Genomic DNA, 17,099 nt, shown 5'->3' with positions numbered 1-17,099 from the left:
TCACCCGGCGCCGCACCCGGGGCGGGACGGCCGACGCAGCCCGTCGGTACGGGCCGCCTCAGTGGTCTCCCCGGACCTCCGCCCAGGCAGCCGGGCCGTAGACCACCTCGAGGCGGTGGCGTTCGGTGACCCGGCCGTGGTCGTCCCTGGAGTGGATGTGGGCGTGGACGAGCAGGGCGCCGCTCTCCCGGAGTTCGTACAGGTACTGGCTTGCTCCCCTCTCCGAATGCTCGTCCTGCCACACGACGGGTTCCGACTCGCCGATGAGCCTGATCAGAACAGTCATGCCCCGAATCTAGGCCAGCAGGCCCGCGGCGGCCCGCTACACGTCGGCCGACTCACGGGGCTGTTCGGGGACGAAAGGGGAAGAGGGAATCCGGAATCACCCGACAGGGGCGCGCCCCGGCCGGGATGGGGTCCGGCCGGGGCGCTGGGGGAGGATGGACCAGGGGGTCACTTGTAGGCGGCGAACGCCTTGGTGAAGGCCAGCGGCTCCTGGAGGACGGAGCTGCAGGTGGCGTCGGCGGAGTTCTTCGCCCCGCCCGGGCACTGCTTGTCACGGGTGCCGGACCACATGGCGAGCCACCCGATGCCCTTCTCCTCGGCGAAGCGCACCAGCTGCGTGGCGTCCTCGACCGTGAAGATCTCGGTGACGACGTCGTTCACGCCGATCATCGGGGTGACGGCGACGGTCTTCCACGCGTCGGCGTCGGAGAGCCCCAGCACGCCCTTGATCTGCGCCTGGGTCGCGGTCGCCGCCTGGACGGCGTAGGTGCCCATGTCGCCGCTGTACGCCGGTCCGTAGTCCATCGCCATGATGTTGACGGCGTCGATGCGCACACCGTTCTTCCTTGCGTCGGCGAGCAGGTCGACACCCGGCTGGGTGAGGCCCTCGGGCATCACCGGCAGGGTGAACGACACGTCCAGGCCGGGGTGCGACTTCTGGAGCCGGGCGATGGCCTGCGCGCGGCGGGAGTTGGCGGCGGTGTCCGGCAGCGCCGCGCCCTCGATGTCGAAGTCGACCTTGGTGAGCTTGTACTGGTCGACGACCTTGCCGTAGGCGGCGGCCAGGTCCGCGGCGGACGAGCAGTTCAGCGCGAGCTCGTGGCCGGCCGCGCCGCCGAAGGAGACCCGGACGTCACCGCCCTTGGCGCGCAGGGCGCCGATCTGGGAGGCGACGCGGTCGCTCGCCAGGTCGGTGACACCGCCCCACAGCGGGGCACAGGACCCGCCGGAGGTGATGAACGCGAGGTTGAACTCCTTGACCCCGGTCTTCGCGGCGGTGTCCAGCAGGTCGAACGCCGGGTAGAGGGAGGTGTCGACGTACGGGGCGAACTTCGCCGGGCCCGGTGTGCCCGGTGCGGTGGGGGTGGGCGCGGGCGTGCCCGTCGGGGGCTGGGTCGGGCCGGGCGTGGCCGTGGGGGGCTTGGTCGCCGTCGGCGCGGGGGCGGTCGGCGTCGGGGTGGCCGGGGTGGTGGGCTGCTCGGTCGGCCGGCCGGTGGGGGCGGGGGTGGCGCCGCCCTCCGCGGAGCACTTGGCCTTGTTGATGAGGCAGCCGGCCGGGTCGCCCGCCTTGCCGCTCGCGGCGGTGACGAAGCCGACGGTGACCGATGCACCGGCCGCGAGCCGCTTGTTCCAGGCGGCCGGCTTCACCGTGACGTGCTGTCCGGAGACGGTGTGCTCGCCGTTCCACAGCGAACTGATCCGGGTGCCCGCCGGCAGGTCGAATTCGAGCGTCCAGTCCGCGAGGCTCCTTCCGCTGCCGTTGGTGACGACGTACTGGCCGGTGTAGCCGCTGTCCCAGCTGCTGGTCCGGGTGTAGACGGCGCCGGGGCCGGCGGCCTGGGCGGTGCCGGTGAGCACGAACGCCGCGCCGCCGACGACCGCTGCCGCCGCCACCGAGCCGATGGCCTTGGTCCTCGTGCTCGCCCTGCGCCGATGGGTGTTGCTCATCGCATGCCTGCCTCTGGGGTTCCGTGAGTGGGGGTGCGGCAGCACGCTAGCGAGCCGGAATCGGACAAACGGCCGTATCGGGACGCGGGTTGAGGTTCTTAGGGTGCGCTTAAGGACGCCATCGGGAGCGATTAATGGTCGAGACCACTCACGCTCGCCGCGGCGGTTGCGGGAGTCCCGCGACGGCGGCGCAGAGTGCCCCGGCGGCCACGGCGGGCGGGCCGCCCTGCGCCGCCCCGCGCGCCGAGGCCGATCCAGATCCTGACCTCGGTGCCACCGAGCACGGACCGTCCGATGCGCACGTCGCCGCCGGTCGACTCGGCGACCCGGCGGACGATGTCGAGGCCCAGCCCGGTCGAGCCGGGCCGCCCGTCGGTGTTGCCACGGGCCAGCGCCGCGTCCGGGTCCGCGATGCCCTCCCCCGCGTCCGAGACGAGGACGATCACCGCGTCGTCGGCGTTGTGGACGTCCACCGCGAACGCCGTGCCCTCGGGGGTGTGCCGGAACACATTGCCGAGGAGCGCGTCCAGCGCCGCGGCCAACTCGGGCCGGGCGACGGGGATGTGCACGGGGCTGTCCACGCCCGCGAGCCGCACGTCGCGGCCCTGGTCCTCGGCCAGCGCCGACCAGAAGGCCATCCGGTCGCGGATCACCTCGGAGACGTCGCAGCCGGCACCGGCCCCGGTGGTCCGGGTCTGCGGCTTGGACTGCCGCGCGGTCCTGATGATGGTGTCGACCTCGCGCTCCAGCTGCTCCACGGCCGCCCGGGTCTGCTCCGCGGCGGGGCCCTCGCCGAGCGAGGCCGCGTTGAGCCGCAGCACGGTCAGCGGGGTGCGGAGCCGGTGCGAGAGGTCGGCGGCGAGCTCCCGTTCGTTGGCGAGGAGCTGGACGACCTGGTCGGCCATGGCGTTGAAGGCGACGGCGGCCGACCGGAGTTCGGTCGGGCCCTCCTCGGGGACGCGCGCGCCGAGGTGGCCCTCGCCCAGGTCGTGGGCGGCTCCGGCGAGCCGCTGGGCGGGCTGGACCATCCGGACGCCGAGGCGGTCGGCGACGGCCACCGAGCCGAAGACCAGCGCGACACCGACGGCGGCGAGGACCAGCCAGGCCGTGGTCACGCCGTTGGTGACCTCGCCCTCGGGCACGTACACCTCGACGACGGCGATCGCGCCGGTGCTCAGCGCGGTGGGCTGGAGCAGCACGGACCCGCCGTCCACCTCGGCGATGGTGGCCCGGCCCAGTTCCCTGGTGGTGCGCAGGTCCTTCGCGGCGGCCCGGCTCCGGCCGATCTCCCGCTCCACGCCGGACGACGCGGCGCCGGACGACGCGCTGCCGGACGACACGGTGCTGCCGGACGGTCTGGTGCCGGACGCCCCGTCGTCGCCCGGCACGTGCACGGCCATCCGGCCCGCGGCGCCGGCCTGGGTGGAGGCCATGGCGCGTTCCAGCTGGTCGCGGTCCGTGGTGATGGAGAGGGTGGGGCCGATCGCGGCGGCCTGCCGCTCGGCGTTGGAGAAGGCCCGGTCCCCGGCCATCTCCTTCACCACGAGCGCGAGCGGCACCGCGAAGGCGACCACGACCATGGCGGTGACGGCCAGACAGACGCGGACCAGGGCCCATCTCATGCGAGCGTCCCGTTCGGCGGTTCGAGCTTCACCCCGACGCCGCGCAGGGTGTGCAGATAGCGGGGCCGGGCCGCGGTCTCGCCCAGTTTCCGCCGCAGCCACGACAGATGGACGTCGATGGTCTGGTCGTCGCCATAGCTCTGCTGCCACACCTCGGCGAGCAGCTCCTTGCGGGCCACCACGACACCGGGCCGGCCCGCGAGGAAGGCGAGGAGGTCGAACTCCCTCCGAGTCAGGTCGAGTTGTACGCCGTCGAGTTCCGCCTGCCGGCGCAGCGGGTCGATGGACAGTCCGCCGACCCGGATGACCCGGGAGGGCGGTTCGGCCCCGGCCGAGGCGCGCGCCCGGCGCAGCACGGCGGTCATCCTCGCCGAGAGGTGCTCCACCGAGAAGGGCTTGGTGAGGTAGTCGTCGGCGCCGTCGTTGAGCAGCCGGACGATCTCCGCCTCGTCGTCCCGTGCGGTGGCGATGATCACCGGTACGTCGGTGATGCCGCGCAGCATCTTCAGGGCCTCCGACCCGTCCAGGTCGGGCAGGCCCAGATCCAGGACCACGACGTCGAAACGGAAATGGGCGACCTCGCGCAGCGCCTCCAGGGCCGTACCGACGCTCCGCACCGTGTGGGAGGCCTCGGTCAGGTGCCGGATGAGGGCGGAGCGCACGAACTGGTCGTCCTCGACCACGAGCACACTTGCCATGGGCGGCACCGTACGCCATTCGGGGGACCCTTGGCCCGGGGCGGGAGGAGCCCGGGGCGGCCGCACGCATCCCGGGCCCCCACGCGACACGGGAGTGGCGGGTGGTGCACTATGGCCCGGATGCGGAAGGGACTCATCCACGGCCTCGCGTGGTCGCTCGCCACCGGAGCGGCGGTCACGCTGTCCTGGTGGGGCGTGCACACGGTGATGGCCGGTACGGTGTACGACCCCCCGCGGGCGCTGCCCATTCCCGCAGGACGGCAGACCACACAGGGCGGCCGTCCGGCCGCCTCGTCGACCCATGAGTCCACCGCCACGAGGACGCCGACGCCCGGCGGTTCCCCGTCCGGTACCGCATCCGGCTCCGCGTCCACACCGCCGTCCGGAGCAGACGGACCGGACAGGAATGCCGACTCCCCCGCACCGGCATCCTCCCGTTCGCCGGTGAAGCCGCCGTCGGCCGCCGCCTCGGGCCAGGTGAAGAGCTACACCGTCGCGGGCGGCCTGGTCGCGTTCGACATCGGGCCCGCCTCGGCCGAACTCGTCTCGGCCACACCGGACTCGGGCTGGCAGATGCAGGTGTGGAAGCAGACCGAGTGGATCCGTGTGACGTTCAGCAAGGACGGCCGGGAGTCGGACGTCTTCTGCACATGGAACGACCATCCGCCGATGGTGAAGACCGAGGAACGCTGACACCGTCGCGCACCGCCGGGACCGGCCGGCCGGCGGGCGTCACCGGGAGACGGACGGCGGGCGTCACCGGAAGACAGCCGGCGGGCGTCACCGGAAGACGGACGGCGGCGGGGCGGGCGAGGGCCGCGCGGCGGCGTCGGTGACCGGGGCCGCGCCGCCGGTGAAGTCGATGAGGGCACGGCCGTGTTCGACGCGGCCCGGATGGGGGTCGCCGGCGACGAGGCGGGTCAGTTCGGGCACCGGCAGCGGGCGGGCGCAGGCCAGCAGCACCGCGTTGCCGAAGCGGCGGCCGCGGAGTACCGCCGGGTCGGAGACCAGGGCGAGTTCGGGGAAGACGGCGGCGGCCGTGGCGATCTGGCCGCGCAGGTGCGCGAGCGGCGGCCCGTCCGCGAGGTTCGCCGCGTACCAGCCGTCGGGGCGCAGCACCCGGCGTATCTCCGTGAGGAACTCGGTGCTGGTCAGATGGGCGGGCGTACGGGCACCGCCGAACACGTCGGCGACGATCAGGTCGGCCCAGCCGTCCGGGACCCGGGTCAGGCCTGCACGGGCGTCCGCGGTCCGCACCCGGACGCGCGCGCCGGGGTCCAGCGGCAGATGGGCCCGGACGAAGCGCACCAGCCCCCGGTCCACCTCGACGACCTGCTGCGTGGACCGGGGACGGGTCGCCGCTATGTAGCGGGCCAGGGTGAACGCGCCGCCGCCCAGGTGCACGGCGTTCAACGGCTGCCGGGGCGGGGCGGCGAGATCGGCGATGTGCCCGAGCCGCCGCTGGTACTCGAAGGTGAGCGCGGCGGGGTCGTCGAGGTCCACGTGGGACTGCGGCGCGCCGTCGATCAGCAGTGTCCAGCCGCGCGACCGGTCGGGGTCCGGTACCAGCTCGGCGGTACCGCCGTCCACCTGCTCGACGACCGTCTCGGGGGTTGTACGCCCGCGCCGCCTGCTGCTCTTCGCCACCACCTCATTATCGACGCCGACCGCGCTCGGTCGCACAGTCGTGCGGCCAGGGCTCACGCAAGGGCGGGTGGCGGCGGACGTCCGTGGGGAGGTACTCGGGGATGCGGGCGCGGACGCCCGTGGGGACGTACTGCGGGCACGGACGTCCTACGGGTACGCGGCCGGACGCGGACGCTCCGGAGCGTGGACCCGTCGCCACGCGTCAGCGGCAGCTGTCCGCGGCCTCGATCAGGCGGGCCGCCTCGTCCAGCGCGGCGCGCAGCGCGGCCGGGTCGGTGACCGGGACGTCGTCGGCGCCGGGCGGCAGGAGCCACCCGCCGCCGGGCGCGGGGGGTACGGCGGGGCCCGGGTCGCCGGGGAGGGCGATCCCGCGTCCGTCCGTGCGGGTGCAGGCACTGCCCGGCACGTCCCAGGCTGCCGCGGTGCCCGGCGGCACGAGGAAGCCGAGGGTGTCGCCGCCGTCGTGCAGCACCGGGCCCATGGCGTCGGGGGCGGCTCCGCGGCGCATGATGTCGACCGCCTCCAGGCCCTGGCGGGCGGGCACGGTGACCAGGTCGAGCGGTTCTGGCGCCCCGGGCGGCGCGCACGGGACGCCGAAGTCCCGGGCGGTCCGGTGCTCGCGGGCGGTTGTCGCAGTGAGGTCCATTCCGGTGTTCAACAAGGCGAACCCTCCTCGTCTCCGCAGGGTTCAACGCCCGTCGCCGTCAAGGGCTACGGCGGCACGCCGCTGAAAAGGATGGCAGTTCATGGCAGATCGCGGCCGAGATATCCGGTTTATTACCAAACTTCAGGTGAGAGGCCCGGGACAGCCGGTACTTTCGTGCACCGCCGGAGCCACCGTGCGTTCCGGCTGCACCAACCGCCAGAGAGGGTTGGCCATGGCGTCGTCACCAGCGCAATACCGGCCGACGGAGCCGAACCGGATGTTCCGGCAGCTCAGGGGACAGCGTTCGCCCGGCGAGTTCGCGGCCGCGGTCCGCAGGGCCGCACGCGAGATCGGCGAGCAGGTCGCCTGCGACGCCCGGTACGTCGGGCGGGTGGAGGCCGGCGAGATCCGCTGCCCCAACTACGCGTACGAGCGGGTGTTCCGGCACATGTTCCCCGGCCTGACGCTGACGGACCTGGGTTTCTCGGCGCGGGAGGCGGTGCGCGGCCGGGGGGCGCGTACGGCTGCCGGACCGACGACACCACCCGACCCGCCCCAGAACGACGAGGAGAGCGACGTGCTGCGTCGCGCATTCATGACGAGCGGCACCGCCACCATGGCGGCCGTCTCGCTCGGGCTCGGCCCCGGCCCCGTCCGGCGCACCGGCGACGCGGAGGTCTCCGCCGTCGAGGAAGCCGTACGGAAGATCCGTCTGCTCGACGACCGGCACGGGGCGGACGGCCTGTACCAGCGGGCCGCCCAGCCGCTGCGCGCCGCGTACGCGCTGCTCGACTCGGCCGACGCCACCCGCCGCGCCGTCGCCGACCGGCTCCATGCGAGCGTCGGTGAACTCTCCATCTCGGTGGGCTGGCTGGCGCACGACTCCGGGCGGCTGGACGACGCGCGCTCCCACTACGCGGAGGCGCTCGCCACCGCGCGTATGTCCGGGGACACCGCACTGGAGGCGCACGCCTTCTGCAACACCTCGTTCCTCGCGCGCGACACGGGCCGTCCCCGCGAAGCGGTGCGTGCCGCCCAGGCCGGTCAGCGCGCGGCACGCCGCCTGGGCTCGTCCCGGCTGCTGTCCCTCCTCGCGCTGCGCGAGGCAGGGGGCTGGGCGGGGCTCGGCGACCGCACGGCCTGCGAACAGGCCCTCGCTCGGGGCAAGGACCTCTTCGACCGGGGGCCGGGCACGGACGACCCGGAGTGGATGAGCTTCTTCCTGAGGGCCGAACTCCACATGCTGGAGGCCCAGTGCCGGTCGCTGCTCGGCGACTGGCCCCTCGCGGCGCGCCACGCCGGGCGCGCCGTGGCCCTCCAGGACCGTCACTTCGCCCGCAATCTCGCCCTCTACCGCGCGCAGTTGGCCGACGGTCTGGCCCGCGCCGGCGCACCCGACGAGGCCGCGGCGGCCGGCCACAAGGTGATGGACCTCATGGGCGAGGTGAGATCGGCGCGGATCGAATCGATGCTCACCGACACCGTACGGATGCTCCTCCCCCATCGCCGTGCGGCGGGTGTCTCCGAATTCCTGGACCGTCACGAATCGGCGTTCCGCCTGGTGTGAGGAGTCCGTGGGCGTGCCGCCCGTTTTCGGTCCCCTGTCGCCAGGAGGACAAAGCACCGGATCGCGCCCGAGCAGGGGTGATGAAAGGGAATGGGATGAGGCCACCGGAAAGGATCCGTCACGGAGGACCAGGACCCTCCGCCGGTGGCCCCTTCGTGCCGGCGAGCAGCCGAGGCGTGGGGTCTCGGCTGCTCGCCTCTCATGCGTCCGGTTACTTCGTGGCAACCGCGCGGAGTGTTCCCGCGGTGGTCACCTGGAACTCACCGAATGCCGACGTCCCGTCCGAGAACTGGACGAAGATGCGGGTCCCGGCCAGGTCGAGCACCCTGACGCCGGCGTTCGGCGAACCCGTGAAGTCGGGGTCGACGCCCGAGAACGCCACCTGCTCACCGGGGTCGAACCCGGTGAAGCTGGCGACCACGACCTCGGTGTCGACACCGGCGGTGCTCGTGAGGGTCGCGGGGCCGGAGAAGGTGCCCATGCTGTCCCAGGTCACGGGGAACTTGGCGGTGCGGCCGCTGAGGCCCACCTGCTGGACCTGCGAGCTGCTCGCGTTCTGGAGCACGAGGTTGATGGAGAACGAGTTCAGCGGGCCGGGGAACGAGGCCACGACTTCTTCTGCCATGGTGCGGTCTCCTTTTCTGGAATGGAGCGGCCACGCCGGACCGGTAAGGCGCTTCGGAACGTCGCGCATACCGTGATGCACGACGAAACGAATTCCGGCTGAACTCCGGGAGTACAGCCCGAATACCTCATCCGTCGCTGCGAGCAGCAATACCGGCGTTTCGGTGTTTTTACGATGCACCTACCTACTGCTCGGCATCTAGAGCCGGGACCGCCCCAAAGGAGGCGAAGCAGCTTCAGAGCTGACGACGCGCCACGTGCAACACATCCCCTTCACTGCACCATTGCGCCGTTTCACCGGACCGCCGGAAGGGAATTCCTCACCCGACAGGGATAATCGACTTATATGAATTCACTGGGGTCGAATGCGCCGGGGGCTCATGAAGGCCGCCAGGAGACACGGTGGTCCGACCAGTGCTCCCAGGTGGAGAGCATCGCCTCCCACCCGTCCGGGAACGTGACCGTCACGCCCAACTGGACCGGCTCCGTGGAGGGATGGTCGTCGAGCAGGTCCGCGACCCCCGCCCGGCACACCACGATGCAGGCGTGCCGATGCCGGGACGCCAGCACGCACAGTCGGCCGGTCTCCAGGTGGAACGCCGTGGCGTCCGGCCGTCCGGACAGCGGATGGAGGACGACCGTCACATCGAACTCACGGCCCTGGAGACGGTTCGCCGTGTCGACGGCGACACCGGTCACCCCCATCCCGGCCAGCGCGGCCCGTACCGCCGCGGCCTGGTCACGGTGGGCGGTGCCGACCGCGATACGGTCCGGGGTCAGCGGCACGGGCTCCGGGGCCCGCTCGGAGACGGTGAGCCCGCCCCGGTCGAGCAGCCGGCGCACGACGAGAGCGACCGCCCCCACCGCCTCGGGGTCGGTGCGCGGCGTACGGCGGGCCGGCAGCTCCAGCAGCCCCCAGCCCGACTCGGCGGCCTCGTCGAGAACCCGGTCCGGCCCCGAACCGTCGGACGGCGCACCGAAGGAGAGCCGGCGGTCCTGGCGCCCGGTGCCGCTGCGGAACGGCGAGTACGGGTAGAACGCGTCGGACACGAGCGGTGCGGCCGAGGCGGGCAGCCGCCAGGACACCGGCAGCCGGTGCTGCGGCAGTTCGGGGTTGTGCGCGAGCAGTGTGGAGACCGCACTGGCCGACGGGTCGTAGGACAGGCCCGCCCACTGCTCGGCCCCGACCACCGCGAACGGGTCCAGCTGCCCAGGATCGCCGACGAACAGAGCCCGCTCGAACAGCCCGGCGACGGCGAGCAACGCGTCCGAACGCATCTGGTACGCCTCGTCGACGATCGCGTGCCGCCACGGCTCGACGCCCTGGACATGGGCCCACTTCGCGGCCGTCGAGATGACCACGTCCAGCCCGGCGAGGTCCGCTGCCTTCGCCGACTTGCGGACGTTCGGCAGTCCGTCCAGCGCCTTGTCGTACGGATCGCTGTCGCTGCTGTGCAACCGCCCCACCGGCAGCTCCGGCTCCTTCTCGGCGAGCCGCAGCACCAGATCGTCCACCTGTGCGTTCGTCTGCGCGACCACCATCAGCGGACGTCCCGCCGCGGCCAGTTCCGTCGCCGCCCGGACCACGAGCGTCGACTTCCCGGCCCCCGGCGGGGAATCCACCACGACTCCCCGGTGCGCCCCGTGCAGGGTGTCGTCCAGGATCGCCGCGGTGGCCCGGCCGGCCTCGGCGCCGGGATCGAACACGGGCGTCGTCACAGGTAGTCCTCCTCGGTCTGCGGGTCCGGGCGGGTCTGGCGCTCGTCGTCGGCGTCCCGGGGACCGCCGTGCGTCCACGGGGTCTGCTCCGGGTCGGGGAGCCGGGGGCCGCCACGCTGCTCGTGCTCGAACAGGGTGAAGCAGACCCGGTCGCCCTTCTCCGGTACCGAGCCCTCGGCCGGTTCCTTCCCGCGGCCCATCCGGTCGGTGAGCCGGAGCACGATCGCGCCGTCCTCCGCGTGCTCCACGAACTCCGCCGACTGCGGCCTGCCGTCGAGGGAGCGGTAGACCTTCGTCCCCTCGCCGAGGTGAGGGCTGTCGTCGGTGACGACGGTGACCAGCGGGCGCGGCGTGGGGCGCTTCGACTCGCTGTAGGCCATGACGACCTCGGTCACCTCGCCGGCGAAGGCCTCCCCGGACAGTCTGCGGCCCGCCATGACCAGCGGGTCGTCCAGCGCCTCCTGCGCGTCGAGCCGGGCCTGGGCGGTCTCCCGCGAGGCGAGCTTCTGTGCGGCGGCCACCGCGTCGTCGATCCGGGGCTGCGGGGGCTCCCCCGCCCTCACCCGGTCGCGGTGGCCGGTGAACGACCAGCGGTCCGGTGTCCAGCGCTCCTCGGCACGTGCGGCCTCCGGAAGGGCCCGCAGCAGGTCGAGGGCGTGCCACACCGCGTCCCAGGCGGGCCGCATCCGGCTCTCCAGCAGGGCCCGGATCTCCTGTTCGGCCGAGCCGAGCGCGGCGAGCCCCCGGTCCGCGTCCAGGCCGTCCTCGGCGGCGGCGAGCGCACTGCGTGCCCGGTCGTACCGCTCGATGGCCGGCGCGAGCAGCTTGTTGTCGAACGCCGGGTCGGTCGCGGGGCCCGCAGGCGGGCAGAGCAGCTGCCCCTCGGCGTCCCGGGCCAGTTCGGCGCGCAGCGCGGCCTCGGCGCCCGACGTGCCGTCCTCCGGGTCGATCCAGGCGAGCAGCGCGCCGAGGTGCTGGTCCTCCAGGGTGGACTGGCCCGTCGCCCAGTGCCGGTTCAGCAGATCCGTCACGGCCATCAGCAGCGACGAGCCGGGAACGCGGGCCCGCTCGCCGTAATGGGTCAGCCAGCGGCCGAGCAGCGGGACCCTGGGGGGTGCCGGGTGCGGTGTGTCCGGGTCCTGCTCGACGGTGCGCCGGAACCGCATGGAACGGCCCAGCAGCCTCACGAAGTCGATGCCCGCCCTGGTCGGCACGATCAACTGCGGTGCGTCCGCGCAGAGTTCGACCTCGACCTTGACCTTCTTCCCGGTCTCCGGGTCGGTCTCGCTGCGCTCGGCGGGCTCGACGACATCGGCGTACGCGTCGAGGTACGGCAGGACGACGTCGGCCAGGTCGGCCAGGAAGGCGAAGCGCAGATCGCGGTCGCGCGGCTGCGGTACGACGAGCAGCCGCGGCTGTTCCCGGTCGGTGCCCACCAGCGCGCCGAGCGGCGCACCGGCCTCGCCGGCGGTGGTGAGCGGCACGAACACCAGGGGTTCGCCGGACAGATGGCGGTGCCGCACGGTGGCGGCGGGCTGCGCCCGTCCCGCTCTGACGGCCTCCAGCCGGGCCAGCGTCTCGATCAGCGACATGCGTTCCCCCCGCTCCGGGCACGTCCCGGGGCCGCACCTCCGGCGGACTGCCGGGCCGGAGCCCGGTGGTGGTACGAGCGTGGTGTCACCATTCCGGGCCTCCTCGCACCCCGGCCGTCTCCAGGGCCTCCGCGCGGAGTGCCGCGGCGCGGCGGAGGGCGGCGACCGTCGGGTCGTCGGGGTCCCCGGAGACGCCGTGCGCCGCCGAGAGGACGTCGTCGACGGTGGTGAGGGCGCCCAGTTCGCCGCGGACGGCGCGGCCGACGGACTCCACCGCGCCGGCGTCCCGGGCCCGCTCGCGGCAGTGGAAGGCCAGTTCGCAGGAGGACAGGCACTCGGGGGCGTACGAGGCGGGGAGGCATTCGACCGCGGCGGTGAGCTCGCCGGCGGGAAGTCCCGGGTCGAAGGAGGTGCCTTCGGGCAGTGCGGCGGCGATCTCCTCGACGCGGGTGAGCCGGGCGAGCTGACGCCGGGTCACGGACAGCTGCTTCCGCACGTCGACGACCGAGGCGGTCGGCAGGTTGGAGAAGTCCTTGGGGCACACCAGCAGCACCTCATGGTGCACCTCGGCGCCGTCGAGAAGACCCGCGACCCGCTCCAGCGCCAGCACGTACACCGCGGCCTGGCGGGCCGCGGCGCCGACCTTCGCGGGATCGGCGGAACGGTCGATCACCGGGAAGGACTTGATCTCCACGACCGTCCAGCGCCCGTCCGGCCGGACCACGACCGCGTCCGGTTCCAGGTAGGCGGGGGAACCCGCGACCTCCAGGGCGAGCATCGGATGGTCGAGCAGGGTCCACTCGCCGGCCTCGGTGGCCTCCCGCAGGGCCAGCGCCGTACGCGCCGCACGGCCCTGTGGGCCGGCCGCGGCGAGATCGGGGACCCGGGTGCTGCCCGGGTCCGGCGCGGCGCCCCCGCCGAGGCATCCGTGCACCAGACGCAGCAGATCCGCACCGCCGTCCGCCTTGACCCGCGCCTCGAAGGCGTTGCCGCGCATGAAGGCGAACTGCGACTGGCCGAACGGCGCGGGCGAGCCGATGGCCTGTGCGAGCACCGCCTTGTTCACCCCCGCCCCGTCGAGGAGGGCGCGTCTCCGGCACCCGGGGTTCGCCGCCAGTGCGGCCAGTGCGCGGGCGTCCAGGGGGTGCGGTGCGACCGTGGGGCCGCGCAGCTCGGCGAGTTGCTGCCGGAGGGCCGTCTCCGGTCGCGGAGCCGGGACCGGGGCGGTCTCCTCCGCACGGGGAGCCGGCGCCGGGCCCGGTGTCGGTCGTGGCGTCGGCGGGGTGCCGCTGCCCAGGGATGCGCTCACCCGCGGAAGTCTCGCATCCGCCACTGACAACCGGGGAAAGGACGGTCTCTTCCGTGGCGACTTCCGCGGTTTTCCCTGCCGTACCGGCGGCTTCCTCCCTAACCTCGGCGCCCCGCCTCCTCCGCGGCGCCCCGCCTGCTCGGCGGCGCTGCTGCCCACGACGGCGCGGAGGCCCGCCGATACCCCACGGGAGATGATGTACGCCACGAAGCCGCACGTTCAGGGAGACGACACATGGCACCGCGCATCCTGCTGGCCCGCCACGGACAGACGGAGTGGTCGCGGTCCGGCCGCCACACCGGCAGGACGGACATCCCGCTGCTGGAGGACGGCCGCCGGGGGGCCAAGCTGCTGGGCGAACGGCTGCACCGGGCGCCCTGGAACGGCCTCCCGGACACCGAGGTCCGCACCAGCCCGCTCTCGCGTGCCGGTGAGACCTGCGCGCTCGCGGGCTTCGGCGACCGTGCGCAGGCATGGGACGCCCTGATGGAGTTCGACTACGGCGCGTACGAAGGGCTGACGTCGGCCGAGATCAAGGCCGAGCGGCACGACTGGTTCATCTGGCGCGACGGGCCGCGGGACGGGGAGACCCTCACGCAGCTGTCGGACCGTGCGGACGAGGTGGTGTCGTGGGCCCGCTCCGAGGACCGGGACGTGCTGGTCTTCGCTCACGGCCACATCCTCCGGGCGATCGCCGCACGCTGGCTCGGCGAGCAGGTGTCCTTCGCGGCGCGCGACAATGGGGGGTGGTCCCGACGGCGGGACCGGCAGGGGACGAGGAGGACAACCGATGGCGCAACCCGAGCGGAGCGAGCAGCGCGAGCGAAGGCTTCGGCCGGCCCCGCTGCTGTTCGAGCCTTCGGAGGCAGCCGGCGACCCCGAGCACTTCTTCGGCCTGGAGTCCATCGCGGACCCGGGCGAGCTGCTCTCCCGTGCCACCGAGCTGGCGGTCGCGTTCCGCGCCGCCGCCGACCGCGCCGTCGAGTTCCAGGCCCTCGCCGCGGCCCAGCTCGCCGACCCGCGGAGGTTCGACCGGCTCACGGACGCGGACATCGCCGAGCGGGCCGAGTGGACCGAGGACTACGCCCGGAAGATGGTCGAGTTCGGCCGTGACCTGCTGGGCGGCCGGACTCCCTGACGGGGGCGGCAGGAATCCGCCGTACGGATCCCGCTGCACGGATCTCCCGTACGGATCCCGCCGTACGGATCCCGCCCGAGGCATATGCCGGGGCACCCTACTGGTTACCGGAGGCCCGTGTCCCGGTTTCCGGTAACTCTCGGAAAGGGATTCGCCACACCCAGTAGATGTGGGTGCCATGAGCATCCACAGCGCGCACGACGTCTTCGCCCTGCTCCGCGACGAACGCGGTCGGCACACCGCGGATGTGACGGCGGACGGCGCCGCCTGGCTCGCCTCTGCGGCGGCGCACCCGGACGACGCACTCGCGTCATGGGAGGCACGGCCCTCGGTGGCCGGGGTGCTGTCGTGCGGGACGGTGTTCGACGTGGTGAACGTTCCCGCCGTGTTCGGGCGCCGGGTGCTCGACCGGCTGTGGTCCGACGGGCCCGGTTCGGGCCCCGTGGCGGTGCAGCGCGGGCGCATGCTGTTGTTCGCCGCACCGGGCACGGCGCAGCGGCTGCCGTCCCTGATGAAGTGGGAGGAGTACGCGCGCGAGGTGCCGCCGCTGCTCTGTCACGGCGCGGGCGACGCGGTGACCGTGCCGCCGTTCATCGGCGGGCAGGGGCCGGGCGGCGCCCGCTGGGTGGTGGCGCCGGACACCCGGAATCCCTGGCTGCCGGGACCCGAGGTGCTGCTCTGGGCATGCGTACGGGCGGCCAGGGCGACCTCCGCCGCCGGGGTCCGCATATCGATTTTTGCTCCCTCGGATCAGGATGCTAAGGTCTACGACGTCAGCAGGCGCCGCTAGCTCAGTTGGTTAGAGCAGCTGACTCTTAATCAGCGGGTCCGGGGTTCGAGTCCCTGGCGGCGCACAGACGGAAAAGGCCCCTCGCGCAAGCGGGGGGCCTTTTCGTGCGTTCTCAGCCATGGCTCTCCCGTCCGTGTCCACCGCCGCCGCCGTCATTCGCCGGTGCGCACCTGCACCGTCCACGCCCCGGAGGGCGTGCGGTCGACCACCTGCACGGTGACCCGTTCGCCGGGCACCCGGTAGGTCTCACCCACGCCCAGCGGGGCGTCGGCGAGCGGGGGGTAGACGGAGCGGTCCCAGCAGGCGTCGGTCCTGGGGTGGGTGTCCAGCACCTCGACCGGGCCGCCGCCCGAGGCGGTCTGGGCGCGGACGCGGTAGACCAGGACTCCCTCGGTGCACGTCGTGCCGTCGTTGCCGGTCGCGCTCCGCGCCTCGATCGCGATCGCGCGGTCCGCCGCCGCGCGGACCACGGCCAGCCGGGTGCCGCCGGAGGTGCCCCGGCGCCGCTCGGCCGCGATCGGCTCCAGAGTGAACGGACCCTCCCGGCTGCCCTGCACACAGTGGACCTGGTCCCGTCCGAGCCAGCCCAGCTTCCACTTGTGCCAGGCGAAGAGGTCCGGGGCCAGTCCGAACTGGCTGCCCATGAGGTCCCAGTCCCCCACGTGGGTGTCCCAGTCGCCCTTGCCGTCCTGCGGACGGTGGTAGAGGTCCGGAAGGTCGAAGACATGGCCCGTCTCGTGGGCCAGCACCCGGGGGTCCGGCGGATGGCGTTCGAAGACGGTGACGACCCTGGCGATGTCGGTGCCGTCGGCCCGCATCGGCCGTTCGAAGTTGACGACCTTCGTGGCGTCGGAGTCGACACCCGGGGCGTTGGGGTCGGCGACCAGGTAGACGACGTCGTACCGCGAGAAGTCGACCGTGGGATCGGCGGCAGCGAGCGCGTCGCGCAGATAGGCGGTGCGATGGCGGTCGTCCCAGTCCCGCTTTATCGCGTAGGCGGTCGAGGCCTTCGGCATCCGGATCCAGGCGGGCACGGCGTGGGCGCGCAGCCGGAACGTGCCGTAGGAGGCGCGCCGGAAGAAGTCCGAGGTCGCCGGGAAGTGGTCGGCGGCCAGCTCGGCCGTGGTGACCGTCGGCTCGGAGTCGGGGAACGACAGGAAGACCATGACGGCGTCGAGCGGGCGGTCGGGGCGCACATAGGCGTCGTTCCAGGTGTCCAGGCCCAGCGAGTGGTGCTCAGCGGTGCGCGGCAACGCGCACGGCATGGCGGACCGGGCCGCCGCGTGCGGGCCCGCCACCAGGGTCATGGCGGCGATCGCCGTCAGGGAGGTGAGCAGCGCGGCACCACTGCGCAGCCGCGATCGCTCCACTCCCTCCGGTGTCTGCTGAGGCTCCACGTCTACCTCCGGAAGGGAATGCGGGGCACCTCAACCACTTTCTTGTGATTTATAGGACTTTGCCCTGTTGCACTGCCCCGGGAGGGTGACGGATGGTGACAGGCGCGACACGCCGAGGACTTCACGGAAAGTCACAAACGGTCGCGTCACTGACCTGGGCCGTCAGACCCGCGCAGAAACGATCGGCCCACCCCGATGAAGGCCGTTCGGAGGGCCTCGCGCCCCCCTTCCGGGGGAAAGCGCCAGCCGCGAGAAGCTGGATCGGTCCTCCCGGCAGCCTCTATGATCGGCACACTTTCCTGCCTGGACTCCGCCAGGGGGCGGATCTCCGCGCTCCGGCCGACGACTCCGACGACACCTGTACACGACGAGCGCACAGCGGGAGCGAGCGGTGAGC

15 protein-coding genes, 1 tRNA gene and 1 pseudogene are annotated in these 17,099 nt (G+C 73.1%); 6 read left to right on the top strand and 11 right to left on the bottom strand.

The window, feature by feature from the left end:
- Nucleotides 1–58: 58 nt before the first annotated feature.
- From ACZ4Z5_RS32540 to ACZ4Z5_RS32525, 4 genes are all read right to left on the bottom strand, one after another.
- Entirely contained in the window at nt 59–286 is a 228-nt protein-coding gene (locus tag ACZ4Z5_RS32540) for a hypothetical protein (RefSeq protein WP_468269729.1), read from the bottom strand.
- Between the two features lie 167 nt (nt 287–453).
- A complete protein-coding gene (locus tag ACZ4Z5_RS32535) occupies nt 454–1,953 on the bottom strand; it encodes a glycoside hydrolase family 18 protein (protein WP_468269727.1) in 1,500 nt (499 codons plus the stop codon).
- 131 nt (nt 1,954–2,084) lie between these two features.
- Complete coding sequence (locus tag ACZ4Z5_RS32530; protein ID WP_468269725.1) at nt 2,085–3,575, bottom strand: HAMP domain-containing sensor histidine kinase; 1,491 nt, start codon at nt 3,573–3,575, stop codon at nt 2,085–2,087.
- Nucleotides 3,572–4,273 carry a response regulator transcription factor gene (locus ACZ4Z5_RS32525; protein ID WP_468269723.1) on the bottom strand — a complete coding sequence of 234 codons (702 nt, stop codon included), beginning with the start codon at nt 4,271–4,273 and terminating at the stop codon, nt 3,572–3,574. The genes ACZ4Z5_RS32530 and ACZ4Z5_RS32525 overlap by 4 nt, the downstream gene beginning before the upstream one ends.
- Nucleotides 4,274–4,384: 111 nt before the next feature.
- Here ACZ4Z5_RS32525 and ACZ4Z5_RS32520 point away from each other — a divergent pair, with 111 nt between their 5' ends.
- On the top strand, nt 4,385–4,966 hold the full coding sequence (locus tag ACZ4Z5_RS32520; protein ID WP_468269721.1) for a hypothetical protein: 582 nt from the start codon (nt 4,385–4,387) through the stop codon (nt 4,964–4,966).
- An 87-nt stretch (nt 4,967–5,053) separates the two neighbouring features.
- On the opposite strand, the gene ACZ4Z5_RS32515 is transcribed toward ACZ4Z5_RS32520, so the two are convergent.
- Entirely contained in the window at nt 5,054–5,920 is an 867-nt protein-coding gene (locus tag ACZ4Z5_RS32515) for a spermidine synthase (RefSeq protein ID WP_468269719.1), read from the bottom strand.
- 202 nt (nt 5,921–6,122) lie between these two features.
- Nucleotides 6,123–6,581 carry a hypothetical protein gene (locus ACZ4Z5_RS32510; RefSeq protein ID WP_468269717.1) on the bottom strand — a complete coding sequence of 153 codons (459 nt, stop codon included), beginning with the start codon at nt 6,579–6,581 and terminating at the stop codon, nt 6,123–6,125.
- A gap of 217 nt (nt 6,582–6,798) precedes the next feature.
- Between ACZ4Z5_RS32510 and ACZ4Z5_RS32505 the strand changes: the two genes are divergently transcribed.
- On the top strand, nt 6,799–8,133 hold the full coding sequence (locus ACZ4Z5_RS32505; protein ID WP_468269715.1) for a tetratricopeptide repeat protein: 1,335 nt from the start codon (nt 6,799–6,801) through the stop codon (nt 8,131–8,133).
- Between the two features lie 211 nt (nt 8,134–8,344).
- On the opposite strand, the gene ACZ4Z5_RS32500 is transcribed toward ACZ4Z5_RS32505, so the two are convergent.
- The 4 genes from ACZ4Z5_RS32500 to ACZ4Z5_RS32485 form a co-directional block, all read right to left on the bottom strand.
- Nucleotides 8,345–8,758, bottom strand: coding sequence for a hypothetical protein (locus ACZ4Z5_RS32500; RefSeq protein ID WP_468269713.1), 414 nt, complete (start codon nt 8,756–8,758; stop codon nt 8,345–8,347).
- A 377-nt stretch (nt 8,759–9,135) separates the two neighbouring features.
- On the bottom strand, nt 9,136–10,476 hold the full coding sequence (locus tag ACZ4Z5_RS32495) for an AAA domain-containing protein (protein WP_468269711.1): 1,341 nt from the start codon (nt 10,474–10,476) through the stop codon (nt 9,136–9,138).
- Nucleotides 10,473–12,068 carry a hypothetical protein gene (locus ACZ4Z5_RS32490; RefSeq protein ID WP_468269709.1) on the bottom strand — a complete coding sequence of 532 codons (1,596 nt, stop codon included), beginning with the start codon at nt 12,066–12,068 and terminating at the stop codon, nt 10,473–10,475. The genes ACZ4Z5_RS32495 and ACZ4Z5_RS32490 overlap by 4 nt, the downstream gene beginning before the upstream one ends.
- 85 nt (nt 12,069–12,153) lie before the next feature.
- Nucleotides 12,154–13,377: a hypothetical protein gene (locus tag ACZ4Z5_RS32485; protein WP_468269707.1), complete on the bottom strand. Its 1,224-nt coding sequence runs from the start codon at nt 13,375–13,377 to the stop codon at nt 12,154–12,156.
- Nucleotides 13,378–13,611: 234 nt separating this feature from the next.
- Between ACZ4Z5_RS32485 and ACZ4Z5_RS32480 the strand changes: the two are divergent.
- The 4 genes and pseudogenes from ACZ4Z5_RS32480 to ACZ4Z5_RS32465 all read left to right on the top strand — a co-directional run.
- A pseudogene (locus ACZ4Z5_RS32480) lies at nt 13,612–14,112 on the top strand (histidine phosphatase family protein); the annotation flags it as partial.
- A 55-nt stretch (nt 14,113–14,167) separates the two neighbouring features.
- On the top strand, nt 14,168–14,515 hold the full coding sequence (locus ACZ4Z5_RS32475) for a hypothetical protein (protein WP_468269705.1): 348 nt from the start codon (nt 14,168–14,170) through the stop codon (nt 14,513–14,515).
- A gap of 178 nt (nt 14,516–14,693) precedes the next feature.
- Nucleotides 14,694–15,305 (top strand): hypothetical protein, encoded by a 612-nt coding sequence (locus ACZ4Z5_RS32470; RefSeq protein WP_468269703.1) that lies wholly within the window; start codon nt 14,694–14,696, stop codon nt 15,303–15,305.
- Nucleotides 15,296–15,369 (top strand) — tRNA-Lys (locus ACZ4Z5_RS32465). Before ACZ4Z5_RS32470 ends, ACZ4Z5_RS32465 begins: the two co-directional genes overlap by 10 nt.
- 88 nt (nt 15,370–15,457) lie before the next feature.
- On the opposite strand, the gene ACZ4Z5_RS32460 is transcribed toward ACZ4Z5_RS32465, so the two are convergent.
- Nucleotides 15,458–16,702 (bottom strand): M6 family metalloprotease domain-containing protein, encoded by a 1,245-nt coding sequence (locus ACZ4Z5_RS32460; RefSeq protein WP_468269701.1) that lies wholly within the window; start codon nt 16,700–16,702, stop codon nt 15,458–15,460.
- Nucleotides 16,703–17,099 lie beyond the last annotated feature (397 nt).

It is taken from the genome of Streptomyces sp. NPDC030222 (genome assembly GCF_055573115.1).
The sequence above is the reverse complement of the archived record's forward strand: the minus strand, read 5'-3'. Positions and strand labels throughout refer to the sequence as shown.